Genomic DNA, 16,962 nt, shown 5'->3' on the forward strand with positions numbered 1-16,962 from the left:
CCACCGGCCCGGCTTCAAGATTTCAATAACGGGAGGAAAACATGAAATTCAAAGCCCTTACGGGAGCGGCGCTCTGCGCAACGATGCTCAGCTTTTCGGGACAGGCCTTTGCCGACGCCGAACTCAAAATCTTCGTTTCCAGCCAGCATCAACCCGACGTGTGGCGCAAGGCGCTCGATCAATATGAGGCGAAGACGCCGGGCGTGAAAGTCGTGATCGAGACCGGCGGTAACACCTCCGAAATGCAGGCGCAATATCTCAACACCGTCATGTCTGCCAAGGATTCGAGCCTTGACGTGCTGATGCTCGATGTCATCCGTCCCGCACAATTCGCAACCGCTGGCTGGACCAGCGATTTCTCCGGCAAGGACTTGTCCGCCTACCTGCCGACCTATGCAGAAGCAAACACCGTGAACGGCAAGATCGTGGCGCTGCCGGCGTTCGCCGATTCCATGTTCCTCTACTATCGCAAGGACTTGCTGGACAAATACGGCATCCAGCCGCCGACCACCTGGGATGAGCTGAAGGAAGCCTCAAAAAAGGTGATGGAGGGCGAAAAGAACCCCGAACTTCAGGGCCTCTCCTTCCAGGGTAAGGCCATCGAAGGTGCGGTATGCACGTTCCTGCTGCCCTACTGGAGCGAAGGCAAGTCGCTGGTTCAAAACGGCAAGCTGAATTTCGACAATCAGGCGGCCGTGGATTCGCTGAAGCTCTGGAAAAGCTTCGTCGACGAAGGCATTTCCAAGAAGAACATTTCCGAAGTTGCGACCGACGACACGCGCAAGGAATTCCAGGCGGGCAAGGTTCTCTTCGCCGTCAACTGGTCCTACGCCTGGACCCATTTTCAGGGCAAGGAATCCCAAGTGAACGACAAGGTTGGCGTCGCCCGGTTGCCGGCCGTCAAGGGCGGAGAGCAGACGACGTGCCTCGGCGGCTGGGAATTCGGCGTTTCCGCCTATTCCAAGCAGCAGGACGAAGCCAAGAAACTGGTGGAATATCTGTCCAGCCAGGATGTTTCGAAGTTCATGGCCATCAATGCCGCGCTGCTGCCCACCTATGCCTCGCTCTACAAGGATGCTGATGTGACCAAGTCCATCCCTTGGTTTGCGGATGCTCTTCCGGTTGTTGAAACGGCAAAGGCCCGTCCGGTCACACCGCGTTACAACGAGGTCAGCGAAACGATCCGCACCACCGTCAATGGCGTGCTTGCGGGCGTGATGTCGCCGGAAGACGGCGCAAAGCAGATGGAAAGCCGTCTGCGCCGCGTATTGCGCTAAGCCCTGTGGCCGGGGGCGGCATGCAGGACATGCCGTTGCCGGCCCGTTTGGCCGAACCAGTGAAAATCGCCTGAACGGCGCGATAAACGGGCCGGGACTTAACCGGTCTGATCGGGAGACGATGACGTGAATTCAGTTGCGGGAGTGGCAGACGTGACGATGCCGGAGAGAACAATGGTCAGGGTGGACGAGAAACCGCAGCCGCGCTGGACGCGGTGGCTCGATCTCGGTGACCGGTCGCTTGCCGTGCTTTTGCTGGCGCCTGCAGCCATTCTTCTTTCGCTTATCATCGTTTATCCGGTGGCGCGTCTCGTCTACACCTCGTTTTTCAGCCTTTCGCTGACATCGGGCCTGCCGGCGGAATTCATCGGCTTTGAAAACTACACGGCGATGCTCGATGACCCGATTTTCTGGGAAACGACCTGGAATACGGTGCTGATAACGCTGATAACGGTGCCGGGAGCGCTGTTCATGGGCCTGGGCCTTGCGCTCCTCGCAAACCTGCCGTTTTCGATGCAATGGCCGATGCGCCTGTCGCTGCTCATCCCCTGGGCGCTGCCTCTGTCGTTCGCCGGCCTCATCTTCGCGTGGTTTTTCCACTACGAATACGGCGTGGTCAACGATGTGCTGAACCGGCTGGGCTTTGAAGGCATCATCTGGTTCAACTCCCCGAACTGGGCCTTTGCGGCCATCTGCCTGACCATCATCTGGAAGACCTCCTCCTTCATGGCACTGATGATCCTTGCAGGGCTGCAAACCATTCCGCGCTCGCTTTATGAAGCCGCCGATGTGGATGGCGCCGGCAAGCTCAGGCAGTTCTTCGAGATCACGCTGCCGCTCCTAAAGCCCTCGATCGTCGTTGCTCTCATCTTCCGTACGATTACGGCGCTGCAGACCTTTGATATTCCATACATGATGACCGGCGGCGGCCCCGGCACATCAACCACGACGCTCGCCATGTACATTCACCAGAACACCGTTTCCTTCCTCGATCTCGGTTACGGTTCGGCACTGGCGGTCATGATGTTTGCGCTCTCCATGTGCGTCACCGCCGTTTATCTCCGCATTATCAGGACGAAGGACTGATCCCATGAGCACCGTTGCGACCTCCTCCGGTCTGTCCTCCTTCTTCTCCGGCAAGCCGCTGCGCTTCATTGCGGCCTCCATATTGCTGGTCAACGGCCTGTTTCCGGCAATATGGATCCTGTTCACCTCGCTGAAAACCGAAGCGGAACTGACGGTGAAACCGATCACATGGTTTCCGCATGCGCCGACGCTTGCCAATTACATGCAGGCCTTTTCCGACCAGCCGTTGCACCTCTTCCTGTTCAACAGCTTCATGGTCGCGCTGCTTTCCACGGCACTCACAATTCTGATTTCGGTGCTGGCAGCCTATGCGCTGGCGCGGCTCGATCTCAAGTACCGGGCGCTGATCCTCTCGCTCATCATCGCCGTTTCCACATTCCCGCTGGTAACGCTGCTGGTGCCTCTGTTCGAGATCATGCGTGCGCTCAACCTGCTCAATAGCTGGACCGCTCTTATACTGCCTTACACCGTGCTCTCCCTGCCGGTCTGCACGCTGATGCTGGTGTCCTTCTTCGAAAGCATCCCGCGCGATCTGGAAAACGCCGCCATGATTGATGGCTGCACCCGCATCGGCGCGCTGTTCAAGGTTGTCGTGCCGCTATGCGCGCCAGGCGTCTTCACCGCCGGTATTCTCGCTTTCGTGAACGCCTGGGACGAATTCCTGCTGGCGCTTTCCTTCAATTCCAATCCGGCACTGCGCACGCTGCCGGTCGGCATCCAGCTTTACCAGGGTGAGTTCGCTTTCCCCTGGCCCGTCATCTCGGCGGCGCTGGTGGTCGGCATCGTCCCGGTTGCGATCCTGATCGTCATCTTTCAGGAACGCGTCGTCTCCGGTCTCACCGCCGGCGGTCTTAAGGGTTAAACAGGTATAGTCATGCAATTCGAAAAGACCAAAGACGGCTTCACGCTTGCGATTGGCAGCCACACCATTCTTTCTCATTCGCCTGAGAACCCGGCTTTCTTCGCCGGTTTGGGCAAGGAGCGGATGGATATGTATCGCGGCAATTTCGATATCGAGGACTATGTCATCGAACGAACTGCGCTGCGCCACGCCGAAGTCAGTGGCGACAGCGTTACGCTGTCTTCCGCACCCGGGCAGGCCGCACGCCTTCATCTGGCGCTGGATGGAAATGCCATCAGGGTCACGGCGCTGGATGAAACCATCAATCGGCTGTGGCTGCGGATCATCGCAGATGAAGACGAACATGTCTGGGGCGGTGGCGAACAGATGTCCTATTTCGACATGCGCGGCCGCCGCTTTCCGCTCTGGACCTCCGAACCCGGTGTCGGCCGCGACAAGACCGCTGAAATCACCTTCAAGGCTGACGTCAGCGGCAAGGCGGGTGGCGATTATTACAACACCAATTACCCGCAGCCGACCTATCTGTCGTCGCGCAAATATGCGCTGCATGTGGAAACCAGCGCCTATTCGGTCTTCGATTTCCGCGACGAAGATTTCCACGAAGTCGAGATATGGGCGATCCCCGAGAGGATCGAGTTTTTCACCGGCGATCGTTTCACCGATATCGTTTCCGCCCTCTCGCTGCGGTTCGGACGCCAGCCGGAACTGCCGGAGTGGGTCTATGGCGGCGCGATCATCGGGTTAAAGGATGGCGGCAACTCCTTCGCCCGGCTGGAAAAAATCCGCGCTGCCGGAACCAAGGTCTCCGGCCTGTGGTGCGAGGACTGGGTGGGGCTTCGCCAGACATCCTTCGGCGCCCGGCTCTTCTGGGACTGGCAGGCCAATGAGGCGCGTTATCCGCATTTGCGTCAGAAGATCGCCGAGCTTGCCGATCAGGGCATTCGTTTTCTGGGATACGTGAACCCCTATCTCTGCGTCGACGGCCCGCTTTTTCCGGAGGCGGAGGCGGCCGGTTATTTCGCCACCGGCGCGGACGGCAAGACGGCGCTCGTGGATTTCGGCGAGTTCGATTGTGGCGTGGTCGATTTCACCAATCCGGCCGCAGCCGAGTGGTTTTCCGAAGAGATCATCGGCAAGAACATGCTTGATTTCGGCCTTTCCGGCTGGATGGCCGATTTCGGCGAATATCTGCCGATCGACATCACGCTATCGAACGGCATCGACGCCAAGCTGATGCACAATGCCTGGCCGACGCTCTGGGCAGAGGTCAACGCCAAGGCCGTTGAAAGCCGCGGCAAAACCGGCGAAGCGCTGTTCTTCATGCGGGCGGGCTTTACCGGTGTGCAAGCCCACTGCCCGCTGCTGTGGGGCGGCGACCAGTCTGTCGATTTCTCCCGCCATGACGGTCTCGTCACCGTCATATGCGGTGCGCTGTCCTCCGGTCTTCTCGGCAATGCCTATCACCATTCCGATATTGGCGGTTATACCAGCCTGTTCGGCAATGTCAGAACCCCGGAACTCATCATGCGCTGGACGGAGATGGCAGCCTTTACTCCTGTCATGCGCACCCATGAGGGCAATCGCCCGCGCGACAATCTCCAGATCGATCAGGACGAGACGGTTCTTGGCCATTTTGCCCGCATGACGGCGATCTATGTCGCACTCGCCCCCTATCTGAAATCGCTTTCCACTGAAGCGGCCAAAACCGGCCTGCCGGTACAGCGCCCGCTTTTCCTGCATCACGAGAACGACCGGCAGACCTATGCCATTCAGGACAGCTATCTCTATGGGGCCGACATGCTGGTCGCACCAGTTTGGAAGGCGGGGGAGACGCAGCGCACGCTTTACCTTCCGGGCGATGGGGAATGGATGCATCTTTGGAGTGGCGCGCGGTATTTTGGCGGGCACGAGATCACCGTGGAGGCTCCGATAGGCCAGCCGGCTGTGTTTTACCGCGCTGAAACGCCCTTTACTGCGTTATTTGAACAGCTTCGCAATATCGCTTGAAGCATCACCTTCCGGCCATTTCCAAAAAACGCCGCAAATATTGCGGCGTTCAACCGATGCTCTAACAGGCCTCGCTAAACGGCCATCAGCCCGTCAGGCGTGGTGATGTAATGGCTTTCTTGAACAGTACCGTCATCGCGTCGCTGATGCCCTGGGACGGGCTGACTTCGAAGTACAGACCCGGGGAAGCGCAGCTCTGCATGCGTGAGCCGATTTCCGCCTGAAAGGGCTTGATCCAGCTATTATACCAGTCATTCGTCGGCAGCGGCAGATAGGTGGTATAAAGCACCGCGATACGAAAACCCTTTTCCTTCAGTTTCGTACAGTCTTTGATGTCGATCGGCTCCTGACAGCGGCCTCCTGTCAGTTTTTTCGTACAGGAGGACGGCTTGTAACTGTCGCCCACCCCGTCTGAAACAAAGAAAATAACCTTATCCGGATTTGCCGAGCTTGCGCCCGTGCCCGAACTGCCGACCTTATCTCCAATCTGGATCAGTGCCCGGTCGAAATCTGTTTGCTGGTCGTTGTTGTATCCCTGATAGGGGATTGACATCAGGTTGATTTCACCAGCTTTTTTCTTTGCTGCGTCGAGATCCGAGGTTAGCGAAACGACCTCAAGCAGCTTGGTATCTTCCGCCCGTTCCCCAAAGGTATAGACGGCCATGCGATATTGATTGCTGCTTTTGCGCGTGGACTTTGCCGTGTCCATCAGGCTGGCGGTTGCCTTGGCAACCACGTCGATACGCGTTGTAACCCCGAGTTTCTTGGCCTTGAAGTAATAGCTGTTCGGGTCTGCCACGCCGTCCTTCACGATGTGACAGGCAAAAGCGCATTTATCGCCAGTGTTCGCAACCAGGGTGGCAACATCCGTGGGTGTCGCGCCCACTCCCATGGAGGGCGTATTATCAAGCAGAAGATAGAAATCGCTGAAGGTTTCCGTTTCGTATTTGGCCGTGGCCGTGCCGCCAACCGAAACGAAATCCTTCCCCAGAAGCCCTGAGAGGGTCGTGCTGACCGACGCCTTGAAGCTGACGGACGACTCGACCACATTGCCGTGCTTGATCACCGAAACATCGACAGAGGTAATGGTGTAGTCCGCGTCGCCGCGCTGATTGCCATCGAAGAATGCCCGGGCTTCTTCATTGCCGACGGGAATGACACCGTCCCCCGACATCTTCTTTGCCGCCTGAACACTTGCGGACATATCGGCGACTGCCGCCAGAGCCGCGGAATCCGCCGCCTGCTGCAGATCGGCTTTGACCGACATGCCGCGCGTAATATCGAGCGCCACACCGGCAGCCCCGCACAGAGGCACCATGAGCAGCGCGGTCAGAATGCCAAAATTTCCAGATTTCTCTCGCCAGAAGTTTTTCAAGTTCGCCCCCAACCAATCTGGGAGCTGAAGCTAATACAGCGGAATTGAAAAGCGGTTTCAATAAATAACTAATTTTTGATAAACTTAATATAATCAACAACTAATATGTTCGCGGCAAATGCGCCAATATTCTCGTTAACTTTCAACGTTGACATTACTTCAAAACCCTCCTAGCAAAACAGTCTCTTCCGAGGGGAGCACCAGACGGTGCTGAGATGGCGATGAGCCGGACCCTTGAACCTGATCCGGGTCATGCCGGCGTAGGAACGGAAACTGTAGCGCGTTTGCGGTACTGCCCTTTCTCTTCTCCGCTTTGCCCGGATCTCCGTGATCGCCACAGCTGGAGACCGAACGATGATGATGAAACATCCTTCCCTTCGTATACGGTACGGCTGCGTCTGAGCCCCGGCCGATGCGTGCCTCCCATGCGCTGAAGGGCGTCGTCCTTATTCTGATTGTCTGGCAGCTGGGCATCTGGCTGTTTGCACCGCCCCGCTACATCCTGCCCTCGCCCGCCGATGTTGCCGCAGCACTCCTGCGCCAGCCAGCCTTCCTGTTCGGACAGGCCATGGTGACATCAGGTGAAATGGCTGTCGGGCTTGCGGCTGGCATTGCCGCCGGCATTCTCGTTGCCTTTACGATTGCCGCCGTCCCGCGTTTTGGCCGCCTCGTCTGGCCCATGGTTCTCGTGTTGCAGGCATTTCCGGTCTTCGTGCTGGCCCCCATTCTCGTACTCTGGTTCGGTTTCGGCATGGCCTCGAAAGTTGTCATGACGGCGATCATCATCTTTTTCCCCGTCGCTTCAGCCTTCACCGACGGCCTCAATCGCACGGATCGGACAATCCTCGATGCCGCCTCGCTGACGGAGGCGAGCCACTGGCAAATCCTCACCCGGCTGCGTGTGCCGCTGGCGCTTCCCTCACTCATTTCCGGGCTGAGGGTCGCAGCTCCGCTCGCCCCGCTCGGCGCGGTCATTGGCGAATGGGTGGGCGCCTCCGCCGGGCTCGGTTTTGTCATGATCCAGTCCAATGCCCGCATGCAGACCGACACAATGTTCGCCGCCATGACCATTCTCGCCGTCATGGCGGTGCTGCTGCGGCTTGTCGTCGACCGGGCAACGGCCAACCTCGCCCCCTGGGCCAAAGAAACAGACCATCTCATTCCTTTCAAACATTTGCGGAGACTTTCGGCACCATGAAACGAACTCTTCTTTCCCTCGTCGTCGCGGCAGCAAGCGTGCTTTCGCCTGTGCAATCGCAGGCGGCCGACAAGCTTACCGTGTTGCTGGAATGGTTCGTGAACCCGGACCATGCACCGATGGTGATTGCCAAGGAACGCGGCCTGTTCGCAGATGCCGGGCTGGACGTTGAGCTGGTTCCGCCTGCGGACCCATCCGCCGTGCCGCGTCTTGTCTCGGCAAAACAGGCCGATATCGGTGTACACTACCAGCCGAACCTCTATCTCGACCACGATGCAGGGCTGCCGCTCGTCCGTTTCGGCACGCTGGTCGAAACCCCGCTGAACACCGTCACCGTTCTGGCCGACGGGCCGATCAAGAGCCTGAAGGACCTGAAAGGCAAGAAGGTCGGCTTCTCGGTTTCCGGTTTCGAGGATGCGATGCTGAAGCGCATGCTGGAGAAGGAGGGACTGACAAAGGACGATGTTGAACTGGTCAACGTCAATTTCTCACTCTCGCCATCCCTGATCGCCGGCAAGGTCGATGCCACGCTTGGCGGTTTCCGTAATTTCGAACTGACGCAGATGAAGCTTGAAGGCCACGAAGGCCGCTCGTTCTTCCCCGAGGAACATGGCGTGCCCGCCTATGACGAGCTCATCTTCGTCACCCATCGTGATCTCGTGAAAGACAGCCGCCTGCCGCGTTTTCTCTCGGCCGTTGAGCAGGCCGCGATTTTCATCACCAACCACCCGCAAGAATCCTGGCAGCTTTTCATCAAGGCCTATCCGAACCTTGACGACGCGCTGAACAAACAGGCGTTTTTCGATACGCTGCCGCGTTTCGCCAAACGTCCAGCCGCACTCGATCGCGCCCGCTACACACGCTTCGGCACCTTCATGCAAGACATGCAACTGATCAAGCAGGCGCCGGCGGTGGAAGACATTGCCGTGGAGTTGCAATGACCATGGCAAACAGTTTTCCGACTGCGGCGAAGGCCGCAGAGATCCTCGAAAGGGTAAGGCAGACGCGCCCGCGCGTGCATTGCCTGATGAACACCGTGGTACAGAAATTCACCGCGGACGGCATTACCGTTGTCGGCGGCATACCCTCGATGACAACCTCACTCGAAGAAATCGGTGCTTTCGTCACGAAAGCCGATGCGGTGACGATCAATCTCGGCACGCTCGACGCCGACCGGCGAAAAGTCATTCGATTTGCCGTCGAGATCGCCCGCGCGGCTGGCAAGCCGTGGATTCTGGACCCCGTGCATTGCGACTATTCGCCATCGCGACTGGCGTTCGCGCGTGACCTGATCTCGCTTGGACCCACCATCGTGCGCGGCAACAGCGCTGAGATGAGCCTGATCGGTGCTGTTCCGAACGCCATCAGGATAGAGACCGGACCTGTCGATAACCTGCGCGACGCCACAAGGAGCGTCAGAATCGTCAACGGTCACCCGTGGATGGCGAAGGTGACAGGCACGGGTTGCCTATCGGGTGGCGTCATCGCCGCCTTCATGGCGGTGGAAAAAGACGCACTGACGGCCGCCGCCGCCGCCCTCGCCATCACGGGTGTCGCAGCCGAACTGGCAGCGAAAAACGCCAAAGGCCCCGGCACATTCGAGCCGGCATTTCTGGATGTGCTTTCAGAAATTTCCGGCGAAGACATAATAAACCATGCGAGGATTGAGCATGAACAAGGTTGATTACCGTCTCAACGCTTTGGTCGATGCGAGCCTCGGCGATGTTGCGCCCTTGGGCGAGCTTGCTCTGGCGGCCGCACTCAACGGCGCGACCATTCTGCAATATCGCGACAAACACGCCTCCACGCGGGAGATGATCGAAAACGCCCTCGCTATTCGCGAAGCCATTGCCGGCACGGGCGTGCCGCTGGTCATCAACGACCGGGTGGATGTGGCGCTCGCCTCTGGCGCGGACGGGGTGCATCTCGGCGCCGATGATATGGATGCCAAAACCGCCAGACGCATCCTTGGAGATAAGGCGATCATCGGCCTTACCGTCAAGAACCGCGCCGATGCCGAGCGGGCGGCCTCCATGCCCGCCGATTACGCCTGCATTGGTGGCGTGTTCGAAACCGTTTCCAAGGTCAATCCAGACAAGCCTGTCGGCCTTGACGGCTTTACGACGCTCCGCACTCTGCTCCGCGAATTGCGGCCGGGCATGCCGGTGGGCGCCATCGCCGGTATCGATCTTGCCCGGGTGCCGAACGTCATCGCCGCCGGTGCGGATGGTGTCGCCGTCATTTCTGCAATCTTCCGCGCAAACGATATTGCCAGCACAACCAGGGACTTCCGCGCGGCAGTCGATGCAGCGCTGAAAGCGAGACATTCATGACAGCAATCGCATTGACCATCGCCGGCTCAGACAGCGGCGGCGGCGCGGGCATTCAGGCCGACATCAAGACTTTCTCGGCACTCGGCGCCTATGCCGCCAGCGTCATCACCGCCATCACCGCGCAGAACACCAAAGGTGTGACGGCAGTGGAGGATATTTCCGTCGCCACCATCGTCGCGCAGATGGATGCGGTTTTTTCCGATCTTGCCGTCAATGCGGTGAAGATCGGCATGGTATCGCGGATCGAAACCATCGCGGCCATAGCTGCAAGGCTTCGGCAGCAGCCCCAGCCGGTGGTGCTCGACCCCGTGATGGTTGCGACCTCCGGCGACCGTCTGTTGCATGCGGATGCGATCGAGACATTGCGGCGCGACCTGCTGCCGTTCGCCACCATCGTCACGCCGAACCTGCCTGAAGCAGCGCTTCTCACCGGGTTGCCGATTGCAGACACCGAGGCGGAGATCACCCGTCAGGCCGAGATGATCCTGAAGGTGGGCGCGAAAGCCGTGCTCATCAAGGGCGGCCATGGCGACGGGCCACAGAGTACGGATTATCTGTTTGCAGACGGCACCGTGCAGGCGCTTTCCGCTATGCGAGTGGACACGAAAAACGACCATGGGACAGGATGCACGCTGGCGGCAGCGATTACGGCTCATTTGGCCAAGAGTTGTGAATTGCGTGAGGCGGTTGGTCTTGCGAAGGACTATCTGAATGGGGCGCTTGACGCTGGTCGGGGGCTTGCCGTCGGGGACGGTCGGGGACCGGTGCATCATTTTTATCGGTGGTGGGGGTGACATCGACATGCAGAGTGAGGGGCTTACCCCCCTCTGTCCTACCGGACAGAGGGGCAACCGCATATTCCGCTGCGTAATTGTCTTCTCGAAAAAACTACTCACCGCGCCTTCGGCGTCGCCAGCACATTCCTGATCGCAAAACTCGAATGAATCCGCGAAACACCCGGCAGCTTCGACAGAATCTCCTTATGGATGCGCTCGAAATCGCCCGCACTTTCCGCCTCACATCGCAGGAAATAATCCGACCCGCCCGTCATCAGGTAACATTCGCGAATTTCTGGATAACGCCGCACCGCGTTCTCAAACCTGTTGAGAAAATCCTCCGTCTGGCGGTCGAGCGTGATCTGCACGATGACCGAGATCACCTCGCCGCCGGCAAGGCCGCTGGTCAGCGCCGTATAGCCCCGGATGATACCCTCCCGTTCCAGAATATCGACCCGGCGAAGGCAGGCAGAGGCCGAAAGGCCGACTTCCGCAGCAAGTTTCGCATTGCTGATGCGGGCATTGAGCCGGAGCAGGCGGATGATGTGGCGGTCGGTCGCGTCGAGTGACGACATAAAAAATTCCAATATGACAATGAAAGTTGCGTAGTTTGCATTTTTATCGCATCTTATTCGAACAATAGCCAAGAAATTCGACAATCGTTGCAATACTCTCATATGATAAAAATGAGGGTGAACGACCATGGACATGCAGATCAGCCGCCAGCATGCAGCGGGTGGTGCAAGCGGCCATCTGACCATCGATCTTGGCGCATTGCGCGATAATTATCTCGCGCTTGCGGCAATGGCACCCACATCGCAGACGGCAGCGGTCGTCAAGGCTGACGCATACGGCCTCGGCGCGGATATCGTCTCGCAGGGGCTGTTTGACGCGGGCTGCCGGAATTTCTTCGTCGCCCATATCGATGAAGCGCTGGCGCTCCGGCTGCGTCTTTCAGCGGAAGCGCGGATTTTCGTCCTCAACGGGCTTCAGCCCGGTAACGAAACCTCCTGCGCAGCCATGGCCGTCACACCGGTTCTGAATTCGCTCGAGCAGATCGCCCAATGGGCGGCCCACGCCAAAAATCTTGGCAAGACATTACCCGCCGCAGTGCAGATCGACACCGGCATGTGCCGTCTCGGCCTCTCTCCCGAGGAGCTTGAAGTCCTCGCCTCCCGGCCGCAACTGCTTGATGGTATCGACATCGCCTTCGTGATGAGCCACCTCGCCTGCGCCGACGAGCCGGATCACCTCTCCAATGCCGCCCAACTCTCTGTGATGCGAAAAGCCGCTGTCGCTTTTCCTGATGTATCCGTCTGTTTTTCCAATTCCGGCGGCATCTTTCTGGGCAACGACTATCACAACTCCCTGCTACGCCCCGGCATCGCGCTTTATGGCGGCGCGCCCTCCGTTACCCGTCCCAACCCGATGAAACCGGTTGTCCGGCTTGATGTCGCCGTTATTCAGACCCGCGACGTTCCCGCCGGATCGCTGGTCGGTTATGGCGGCTCATTCGAAGCGGCCAGGCCGACGCGGCTTGCGACGATCGCTGCTGGTTATGCCGATGGCCTGCCGCGATCGCTCAGCAATCGCGGTGCGGCATGGTACAATGGCGTTCGCCTGCCCATTGCTGGTCGCGTTTCAATGGACAGCATCATTCTCGACATATCCGCCCTGCCCTTGGGAACATTGACGCAAGGCAGCTTCGTGCAGATGATCGGGCCTGACCAGACGCTGGAAGACATTGCCGAGGACGCGGGCACGATCGCCTATGAAATCCTGACCGGCCTCGGACGCCGTTACCGCCGCAATTATATTCAGCCGGGCGAAACCCCGGCCGTCGCTTCAACATCTGTGAGCCATAAGTGAGACGATCATGAACGTCACTATCCTCGGAGCCGGCGTCGTCGGCGTGACCTCCGCCTGGTATCTGGCCAAAGCCGGACACAAGGTGACGGTGATCGACCGCCAGCCGGCCGCAGCACTTGAAACCAGCTTTGCCAATGCCGGCGAGGTTTCCCCCGGCTATTCCTCGCCATGGGCCGCGCCCGGCATTCCGATGAAGGCCATGAAATGGCTGTTCATGAAACATGCCCCGCTCATCATCCGCCCGACCGCCGATCCGGCGGCGTGGCGCTGGATGAGCCAGATGCTGCGCAATTGCACATCGGCGCGTTATGCCATCAACAAGAGCCGCATGGTGCGCATTGCCGAATATAGCCGCGATTGCCTGATGGCGCTGCGCGACGAAACCGGGATAGAATACGACCAGCGCATGCAGGGCACTCTGGAGGTTTTCCGCACCCAGAAGCAGTTCGATGCCATCGGCAAGGATGTGGACGTGCTGACGGCAGGTGGCGTGCCTTTCGAAATTCTCGACCGCGAAGGCTGCGCCGCCATCGAGCCTGGCCTTTCTCCTTCCAGGGAAAAGATCGTCGGCGGCCTGCGCCTGCCCGGTGATGAAACCGGCGACTGCTTCATGTTCACCACCGAACTTGCGCGCATGGCTGAAGAGGCGGGTGTCACCTTCATCTACGATACCGGCATCATGCGCCCCATCGTCGAGGCAGGCCGTATCAAGGCCGTGGAGACCACCAAGGGGCTGGTGGAAGCCGATATTTTCGTCGCCGCGCTGGGCAGCTATTCCCCGCAATTCGTCCGCCAGCTCGGCCTTACCCTGCCGGTTTACCCGGTCAAGGGCTACTCCATCACGGTTCCGATCGTGAAGGAGGAACGCGCGCCCGTTTCGACCGTGATGGACGAAACGTTCAAGGTGGCGATCACCCGGCTCGGCTCGCGGATCCGCGCCGGTGGCATGGCGGAAATCGCCGGTTTCAGCAAGGATCTGCCCGCAGCAAGACAGGAAACTCTGGCCCATTCGGTGGAAGACCTGTTCGGCGGCGCAGGTGACCAGAGCAAGGCGAAATTCTGGTGCGGCCTGCGCCCGATGACGCCGGATGGTACGCCTGTCATCGGCGCCACCCGCTACAGCAATCTTTATCTCAACACCGGCCACGGTACGCTTGGCTGGACCATGTCCTGCGGCTCGGCCCGTGTGCTTGCCGATCTCATCAGCGGGAACAAGCCCGAGATAGACACGCACGATCTGGCACTCAGCCGTTACGCAGCCTGAAGTGCGACATGGCGCTTATCCCCGTCTTAAGGGCGGGGATGGTGGCCGCTCAAAGTGCCAGTGCATCCTTCAGCGCCAATCCTTCCTTCATGCGAAGGTCGAGATCGGCCTCGATGTGATCGAGGTGCTGCAGCATCAAGGCACGGGCCTTTGCCGCATCCTTCGCCTCCAGTGCATCGAGCAGGTCGGCATGATCGTTGTGGCCGCAGCTTGAAACGCCCGAGCGCCCGTAGAGCGCGATAACCAGCGACGAGCGGGCGACCAGTTCGTCCATGAATTTTTCGAGGATGGCATTGCCGGCAAGCGAGGCCAGCATCAGGTGGAAATCGCCTGATGCCTTGATTTCCGCGCGCCTGGCGTGCGGGCCGCGCTCATGCTGGTGGCGGCTTTCCTGAACCAGATGCTCTCTCAGCTGCTTCACCGCCGCAGGCGTGATCTTTTCGATTGCGGCGTCCAGAACGCCGGGCTCGATCAGCCGGCGCGACGCAAAGACCTGCCGCGCTTCGTCCGGTGTGGGATTGGAGACAAAAGCGCCGCGGTTGCGCTCGGCCTTGACCAGTCCTTCGTAAGCCAGCATCTGAAGAGCCGCCCGCACCACCGTGCGGCTGACATCGAACAGCGTTCCCACTTCCGATTCCGACAGCTTCGTTCCCGGGGCAAGCCGTCGGTCGACAATGGCGTCGCGCAGCGTATCTCGAATAGCCTGGGCACGGTCTTCGTGGGATGAATCGGAATTGACGGTTATATGGGCAAGGCTCATGGAATTGTCCTGTTTGAACTTGAGTTCTAGCGCGAAGCGCGGCTTGCGCAAACAGGAATTGCGAGCTGTCGCCAGCCGCCACAATTCATTCAGCGCCCGTTCAGCAGGCGCGCTATATTTCTTTAACCATCGAATTTGCAACTGGCAGCGCCCTGCCATCCGGATGGAAGAAGATCATGTCGTCCTTTGCAGCTAAAACCGTTCTGGCTATCGCCGCCGCCGCCGCCACCATCGTGCCCTTCAACAGCGCATCCGCCGATGACTGGGGCCGCCGCGACCGTCGCGATGCCGCTATTCTGGGTGGCGTGCTTGGCCTTGCCGCCGGTGTCGCCGTTGGCTCAGCCCTTTCCCGCCCGGCACCGGTAGACGACGAGCGCGTCTATATCGACCCGCCGCGTCGCTATGAACCGAGCTATGTGTACGAAGAGCCGGACTACCGCTATTATCAGCCACAGCCGCAGCCCGTTTATCGACCCGCTCCGGTCTATCGTCCGGCACCGGTTTACCGTGCCCAACCGGTCTATGACAATAATTCCGGCTACTACCAGCAACGCCGTACCTACCGCACCATCGAGCCGTGGACGAACGCCTGGTACGATTATTGCTCGCAGCGTTATCGCAGCTTCAACGGCCGCTCCGGCACTTATGTCGGCAATGACGGCCAGCGTCATTTCTGCGTAGCGGGTTGATCTGGGACAACGTCTGCGCAGTTATCGCTGTTAATAATCAGGCCGCGGACGGAAACGTCCGCGGCTTTTCATTAAGTGTCGCCCCAGATCCTGCGGCACCTCAAGCAGCGCCGCTTTTCACATAATCCGCCCGGTTGATGCCGTGACGTTGCAGCTTGTCGTAAAAGGTCTTGCGGGCAATGCCGAGTGTCGCAATGGTTTCGGCCACGTCGCCATTAGATTGCACAAGCGTTTCGCGAATGATCTGCGCTTCTATTTCATCCATTCGCTCCGGCAGGGTGCCGGAAGCCGGAATGCTCGATTGCGAAACAGTCGTGGTGGCCGCATCCATCTCCAGCCCCAATACTACCCTTTCAGCGAAATGCCCGAGTTCGCGCACATTGCCCGGCCAGTCGTAGTCGTTAAGGCGGCGGGAAACGCCGGCGCTGATCTGCGGCACCGGCATGTTGAATCGGTTGGCGGCCTTGGTGACGAAGTGCGAAAACAGCAGCGGAATATCCGCCTTGCGTTCGCGCAGCGGCGGTATCGACAGCGTCACCACATTCAGCCGGTAATATAGGTCCTCGCGAAACGTGCCACGCTCGGCCGGGTCGCCGAGATCCACCTTCGCCGCCGCCACCACGCGAATATCGACCGGTCGCTCCTCATTTGAACCGAGTGGCGAGACCTCGCGCATTTCCAGAACGCGCAACATCTTCACCTGTACGGCAAGCGGCATGCTTTCGATCTCGTCGAGAAACAGCGTGCCGCCGCTTGAATGTTCGATGCGACCAACGCGTTTTTTCTGCGCACCGGTGAAAGCACCCGGCTCATGGCCGAAAAGCTCGCTTTCGATCACCGTTTCCGGCAGCGCACCACAATTCAGCGCCACAAAATTGCCCCTGGATCGCTTCTTGCTCCAGCGATGCAGCGCCGTTGCCACCACTTCCTTGCCGCTGCCCGTCTCACCTGCCACCAGCACGTCTACATCCGTATCAGCAATGTGCCGGAGCGTGGTGCGCAGGCGTTCCATGGCGGGCGTCTGGCCAATCAGCGGCAAATCGTCCTCGGCTTGAGCACTCGCCCGGCGAAGCGCGCGGTTTTCCAGCACGAGGCGGCGCTTTTCCAGCGCGCGGCGGGCGCTTTCAACCATGCGTTCGGCGGGGAATGGTTTGGCGATGAAATCATAGGCGCCGTTGTGAAGGGCATCGACCGCCATCGGCACATCACCGTGGCCAGTGATGAGGATAACCGGCAGATCGGCATCAATCCTGCGGACATGGTCGAAGAACTCAAGCCCGGTCATGCCGGGCATGCGAACATCGGTGATGACGACGCCGTCGAAATCCTCGTTGAGCGCTGCAAGTGCCTGTTCGGCGCGGGAAAAGGAGGTGACGGGCAATCCGTCGAGTTCCAACGTCTGCACCATCGCCTTGCGCAGCTGGGAGTCGTCATCCACCAGAAATATGGTTCCACCTGCCATCATG

The 16,962-nt window shown here is 59.3% G+C and carries 16 protein-coding genes and 1 riboswitch; of the genes, 12 read left to right on the forward strand and 4 right to left on the reverse strand.

Translation table 11 applies throughout. The annotated features are described in order from the left end of the window. The first annotated feature begins 41 nt into the window (after positions 1-41). From ACQZ45_RS24450 to ACQZ45_RS24465, 4 genes are all read left to right on the forward strand, one after another. Complete coding sequence (locus tag ACQZ45_RS24450; RefSeq protein ID WP_013761547.1) at positions 42-1,277, forward strand: ABC transporter substrate-binding protein; 1,236 nt, start codon at positions 42-44, stop codon at positions 1,275-1,277. Between the two features lie 174 nt (positions 1,278-1,451). Beyond that, the gene (locus ACQZ45_RS24455; protein WP_003510821.1) at positions 1,452-2,363 is read left to right on the forward strand and encodes a carbohydrate ABC transporter permease; all 912 of its coding nucleotides are present in this window, start codon (positions 1,452-1,454) and stop codon (positions 2,361-2,363) included. A gap of 4 nt (positions 2,364-2,367) precedes the next feature. Next, positions 2,368-3,225 carry a carbohydrate ABC transporter permease gene (locus tag ACQZ45_RS24460; protein ID WP_003500737.1) on the forward strand — a complete coding sequence of 286 codons (858 nt, stop codon included), beginning with the start codon at positions 2,368-2,370 and terminating at the stop codon, positions 3,223-3,225. A gap of 12 nt (positions 3,226-3,237) precedes the next feature. Then, positions 3,238-5,232: an alpha-glucosidase gene (locus ACQZ45_RS24465; RefSeq protein ID WP_113291557.1), complete on the forward strand. Its 1,995-nt coding sequence runs from the start codon at positions 3,238-3,240 to the stop codon at positions 5,230-5,232. Positions 5,233-5,317: 85 nt separating this feature from the next. Here the strand turns inward: ACQZ45_RS24465 and ACQZ45_RS24470 are convergent, their stop codons facing one another. Then, positions 5,318-6,607, reverse strand: a complete 1,290-nt coding sequence (locus ACQZ45_RS24470; protein ID WP_174027165.1) for a TadE/TadG family type IV pilus assembly protein — start codon at positions 6,605-6,607, stop codon at positions 5,318-5,320. A gap of 181 nt (positions 6,608-6,788) precedes the next feature. Then, positions 6,789-6,891, forward strand: a riboswitch (TPP riboswitch). A gap of 128 nt (positions 6,892-7,019) precedes the next feature. Here ACQZ45_RS24470 and ACQZ45_RS24475 point away from each other — a divergent pair. The 5 genes from ACQZ45_RS24475 to thiD are packed head-to-tail and all read left to right on the forward strand — an operon-like array spanning position 7,020 to position 10,932. Next, entirely contained in the window at positions 7,020-7,805 is a 786-nt protein-coding gene (locus tag ACQZ45_RS24475) for an ABC transporter permease (protein WP_112152950.1), read from the forward strand. Beyond that, positions 7,802-8,746 carry an ABC transporter substrate-binding protein gene (locus ACQZ45_RS24480; RefSeq protein WP_162696085.1) on the forward strand — a complete coding sequence of 315 codons (945 nt, stop codon included), beginning with the start codon at positions 7,802-7,804 and terminating at the stop codon, positions 8,744-8,746. Before ACQZ45_RS24475 ends, ACQZ45_RS24480 begins: the two co-directional genes overlap by 4 nt. A gap of 2 nt (positions 8,747-8,748) precedes the next feature. Continuing rightward, positions 8,749-9,489: a hydroxyethylthiazole kinase gene (locus ACQZ45_RS24485; protein WP_019564651.1), complete on the forward strand. Its 741-nt coding sequence runs from the start codon at positions 8,749-8,751 to the stop codon at positions 9,487-9,489. Next, the gene (gene thiE / locus ACQZ45_RS24490) at positions 9,476-10,138 is read left to right on the forward strand and encodes a thiamine phosphate synthase (protein WP_113291559.1); all 663 of its coding nucleotides are present in this window, start codon (positions 9,476-9,478) and stop codon (positions 10,136-10,138) included. Before ACQZ45_RS24485 ends, thiE begins: the two co-directional genes overlap by 14 nt. Continuing rightward, positions 10,135-10,932 carry a bifunctional hydroxymethylpyrimidine kinase/phosphomethylpyrimidine kinase gene (gene thiD, locus ACQZ45_RS24495; RefSeq protein WP_113291560.1) on the forward strand — a complete coding sequence of 266 codons (798 nt, stop codon included), beginning with the start codon at positions 10,135-10,137 and terminating at the stop codon, positions 10,930-10,932. The genes thiE and thiD overlap by 4 nt, the downstream gene beginning before the upstream one ends. Positions 10,933-11,030: 98 nt before the next feature. Here the strand turns inward: thiD and ACQZ45_RS24500 are convergent, their stop codons facing one another. After that, positions 11,031-11,489 carry an Lrp/AsnC family transcriptional regulator gene (locus tag ACQZ45_RS24500; RefSeq protein ID WP_003500727.1) on the reverse strand — a complete coding sequence of 153 codons (459 nt, stop codon included), beginning with the start codon at positions 11,487-11,489 and terminating at the stop codon, positions 11,031-11,033. 127 nt (positions 11,490-11,616) lie between these two features. Between ACQZ45_RS24500 and alr the strand changes: the two genes are divergently transcribed. Beyond that, positions 11,617-12,783: an alanine racemase gene (gene alr, locus ACQZ45_RS24505; protein WP_065687749.1), complete on the forward strand. Its 1,167-nt coding sequence runs from the start codon at positions 11,617-11,619 to the stop codon at positions 12,781-12,783. 7 nt (positions 12,784-12,790) lie between these two features. Beyond that, a complete protein-coding gene (locus ACQZ45_RS24510) occupies positions 12,791-14,047 on the forward strand; it encodes a D-amino acid dehydrogenase (protein WP_065687750.1) in 1,257 nt (418 codons plus the stop codon). A gap of 49 nt (positions 14,048-14,096) precedes the next feature. On the opposite strand, the gene ACQZ45_RS24515 is transcribed toward ACQZ45_RS24510, so the two are convergent. Beyond that, on the reverse strand, positions 14,097-14,807 hold the full coding sequence (locus tag ACQZ45_RS24515) for a GntR family transcriptional regulator (RefSeq protein WP_025595694.1): 711 nt from the start codon (positions 14,805-14,807) through the stop codon (positions 14,097-14,099). A gap of 176 nt (positions 14,808-14,983) precedes the next feature. Between ACQZ45_RS24515 and ACQZ45_RS24520 the strand changes: the two genes are divergently transcribed. Beyond that, a complete protein-coding gene (locus ACQZ45_RS24520; protein ID WP_065687751.1) occupies positions 14,984-15,496 on the forward strand; it encodes a BA14K family protein in 513 nt (170 codons plus the stop codon). A gap of 100 nt (positions 15,497-15,596) precedes the next feature. Here ACQZ45_RS24520 and ACQZ45_RS24525 read toward each other — a convergent pair whose 3' ends face one another. Continuing rightward, entirely contained in the window at positions 15,597-16,961 is a 1,365-nt protein-coding gene (locus tag ACQZ45_RS24525; protein ID WP_065687752.1) for a sigma-54-dependent transcriptional regulator, read from the reverse strand. Between the last annotated feature and the right edge of the window lies 1 nt (position 16,962).

The organism is Agrobacterium sp. 16-2014-1-2a (assembly GCF_053522705.1).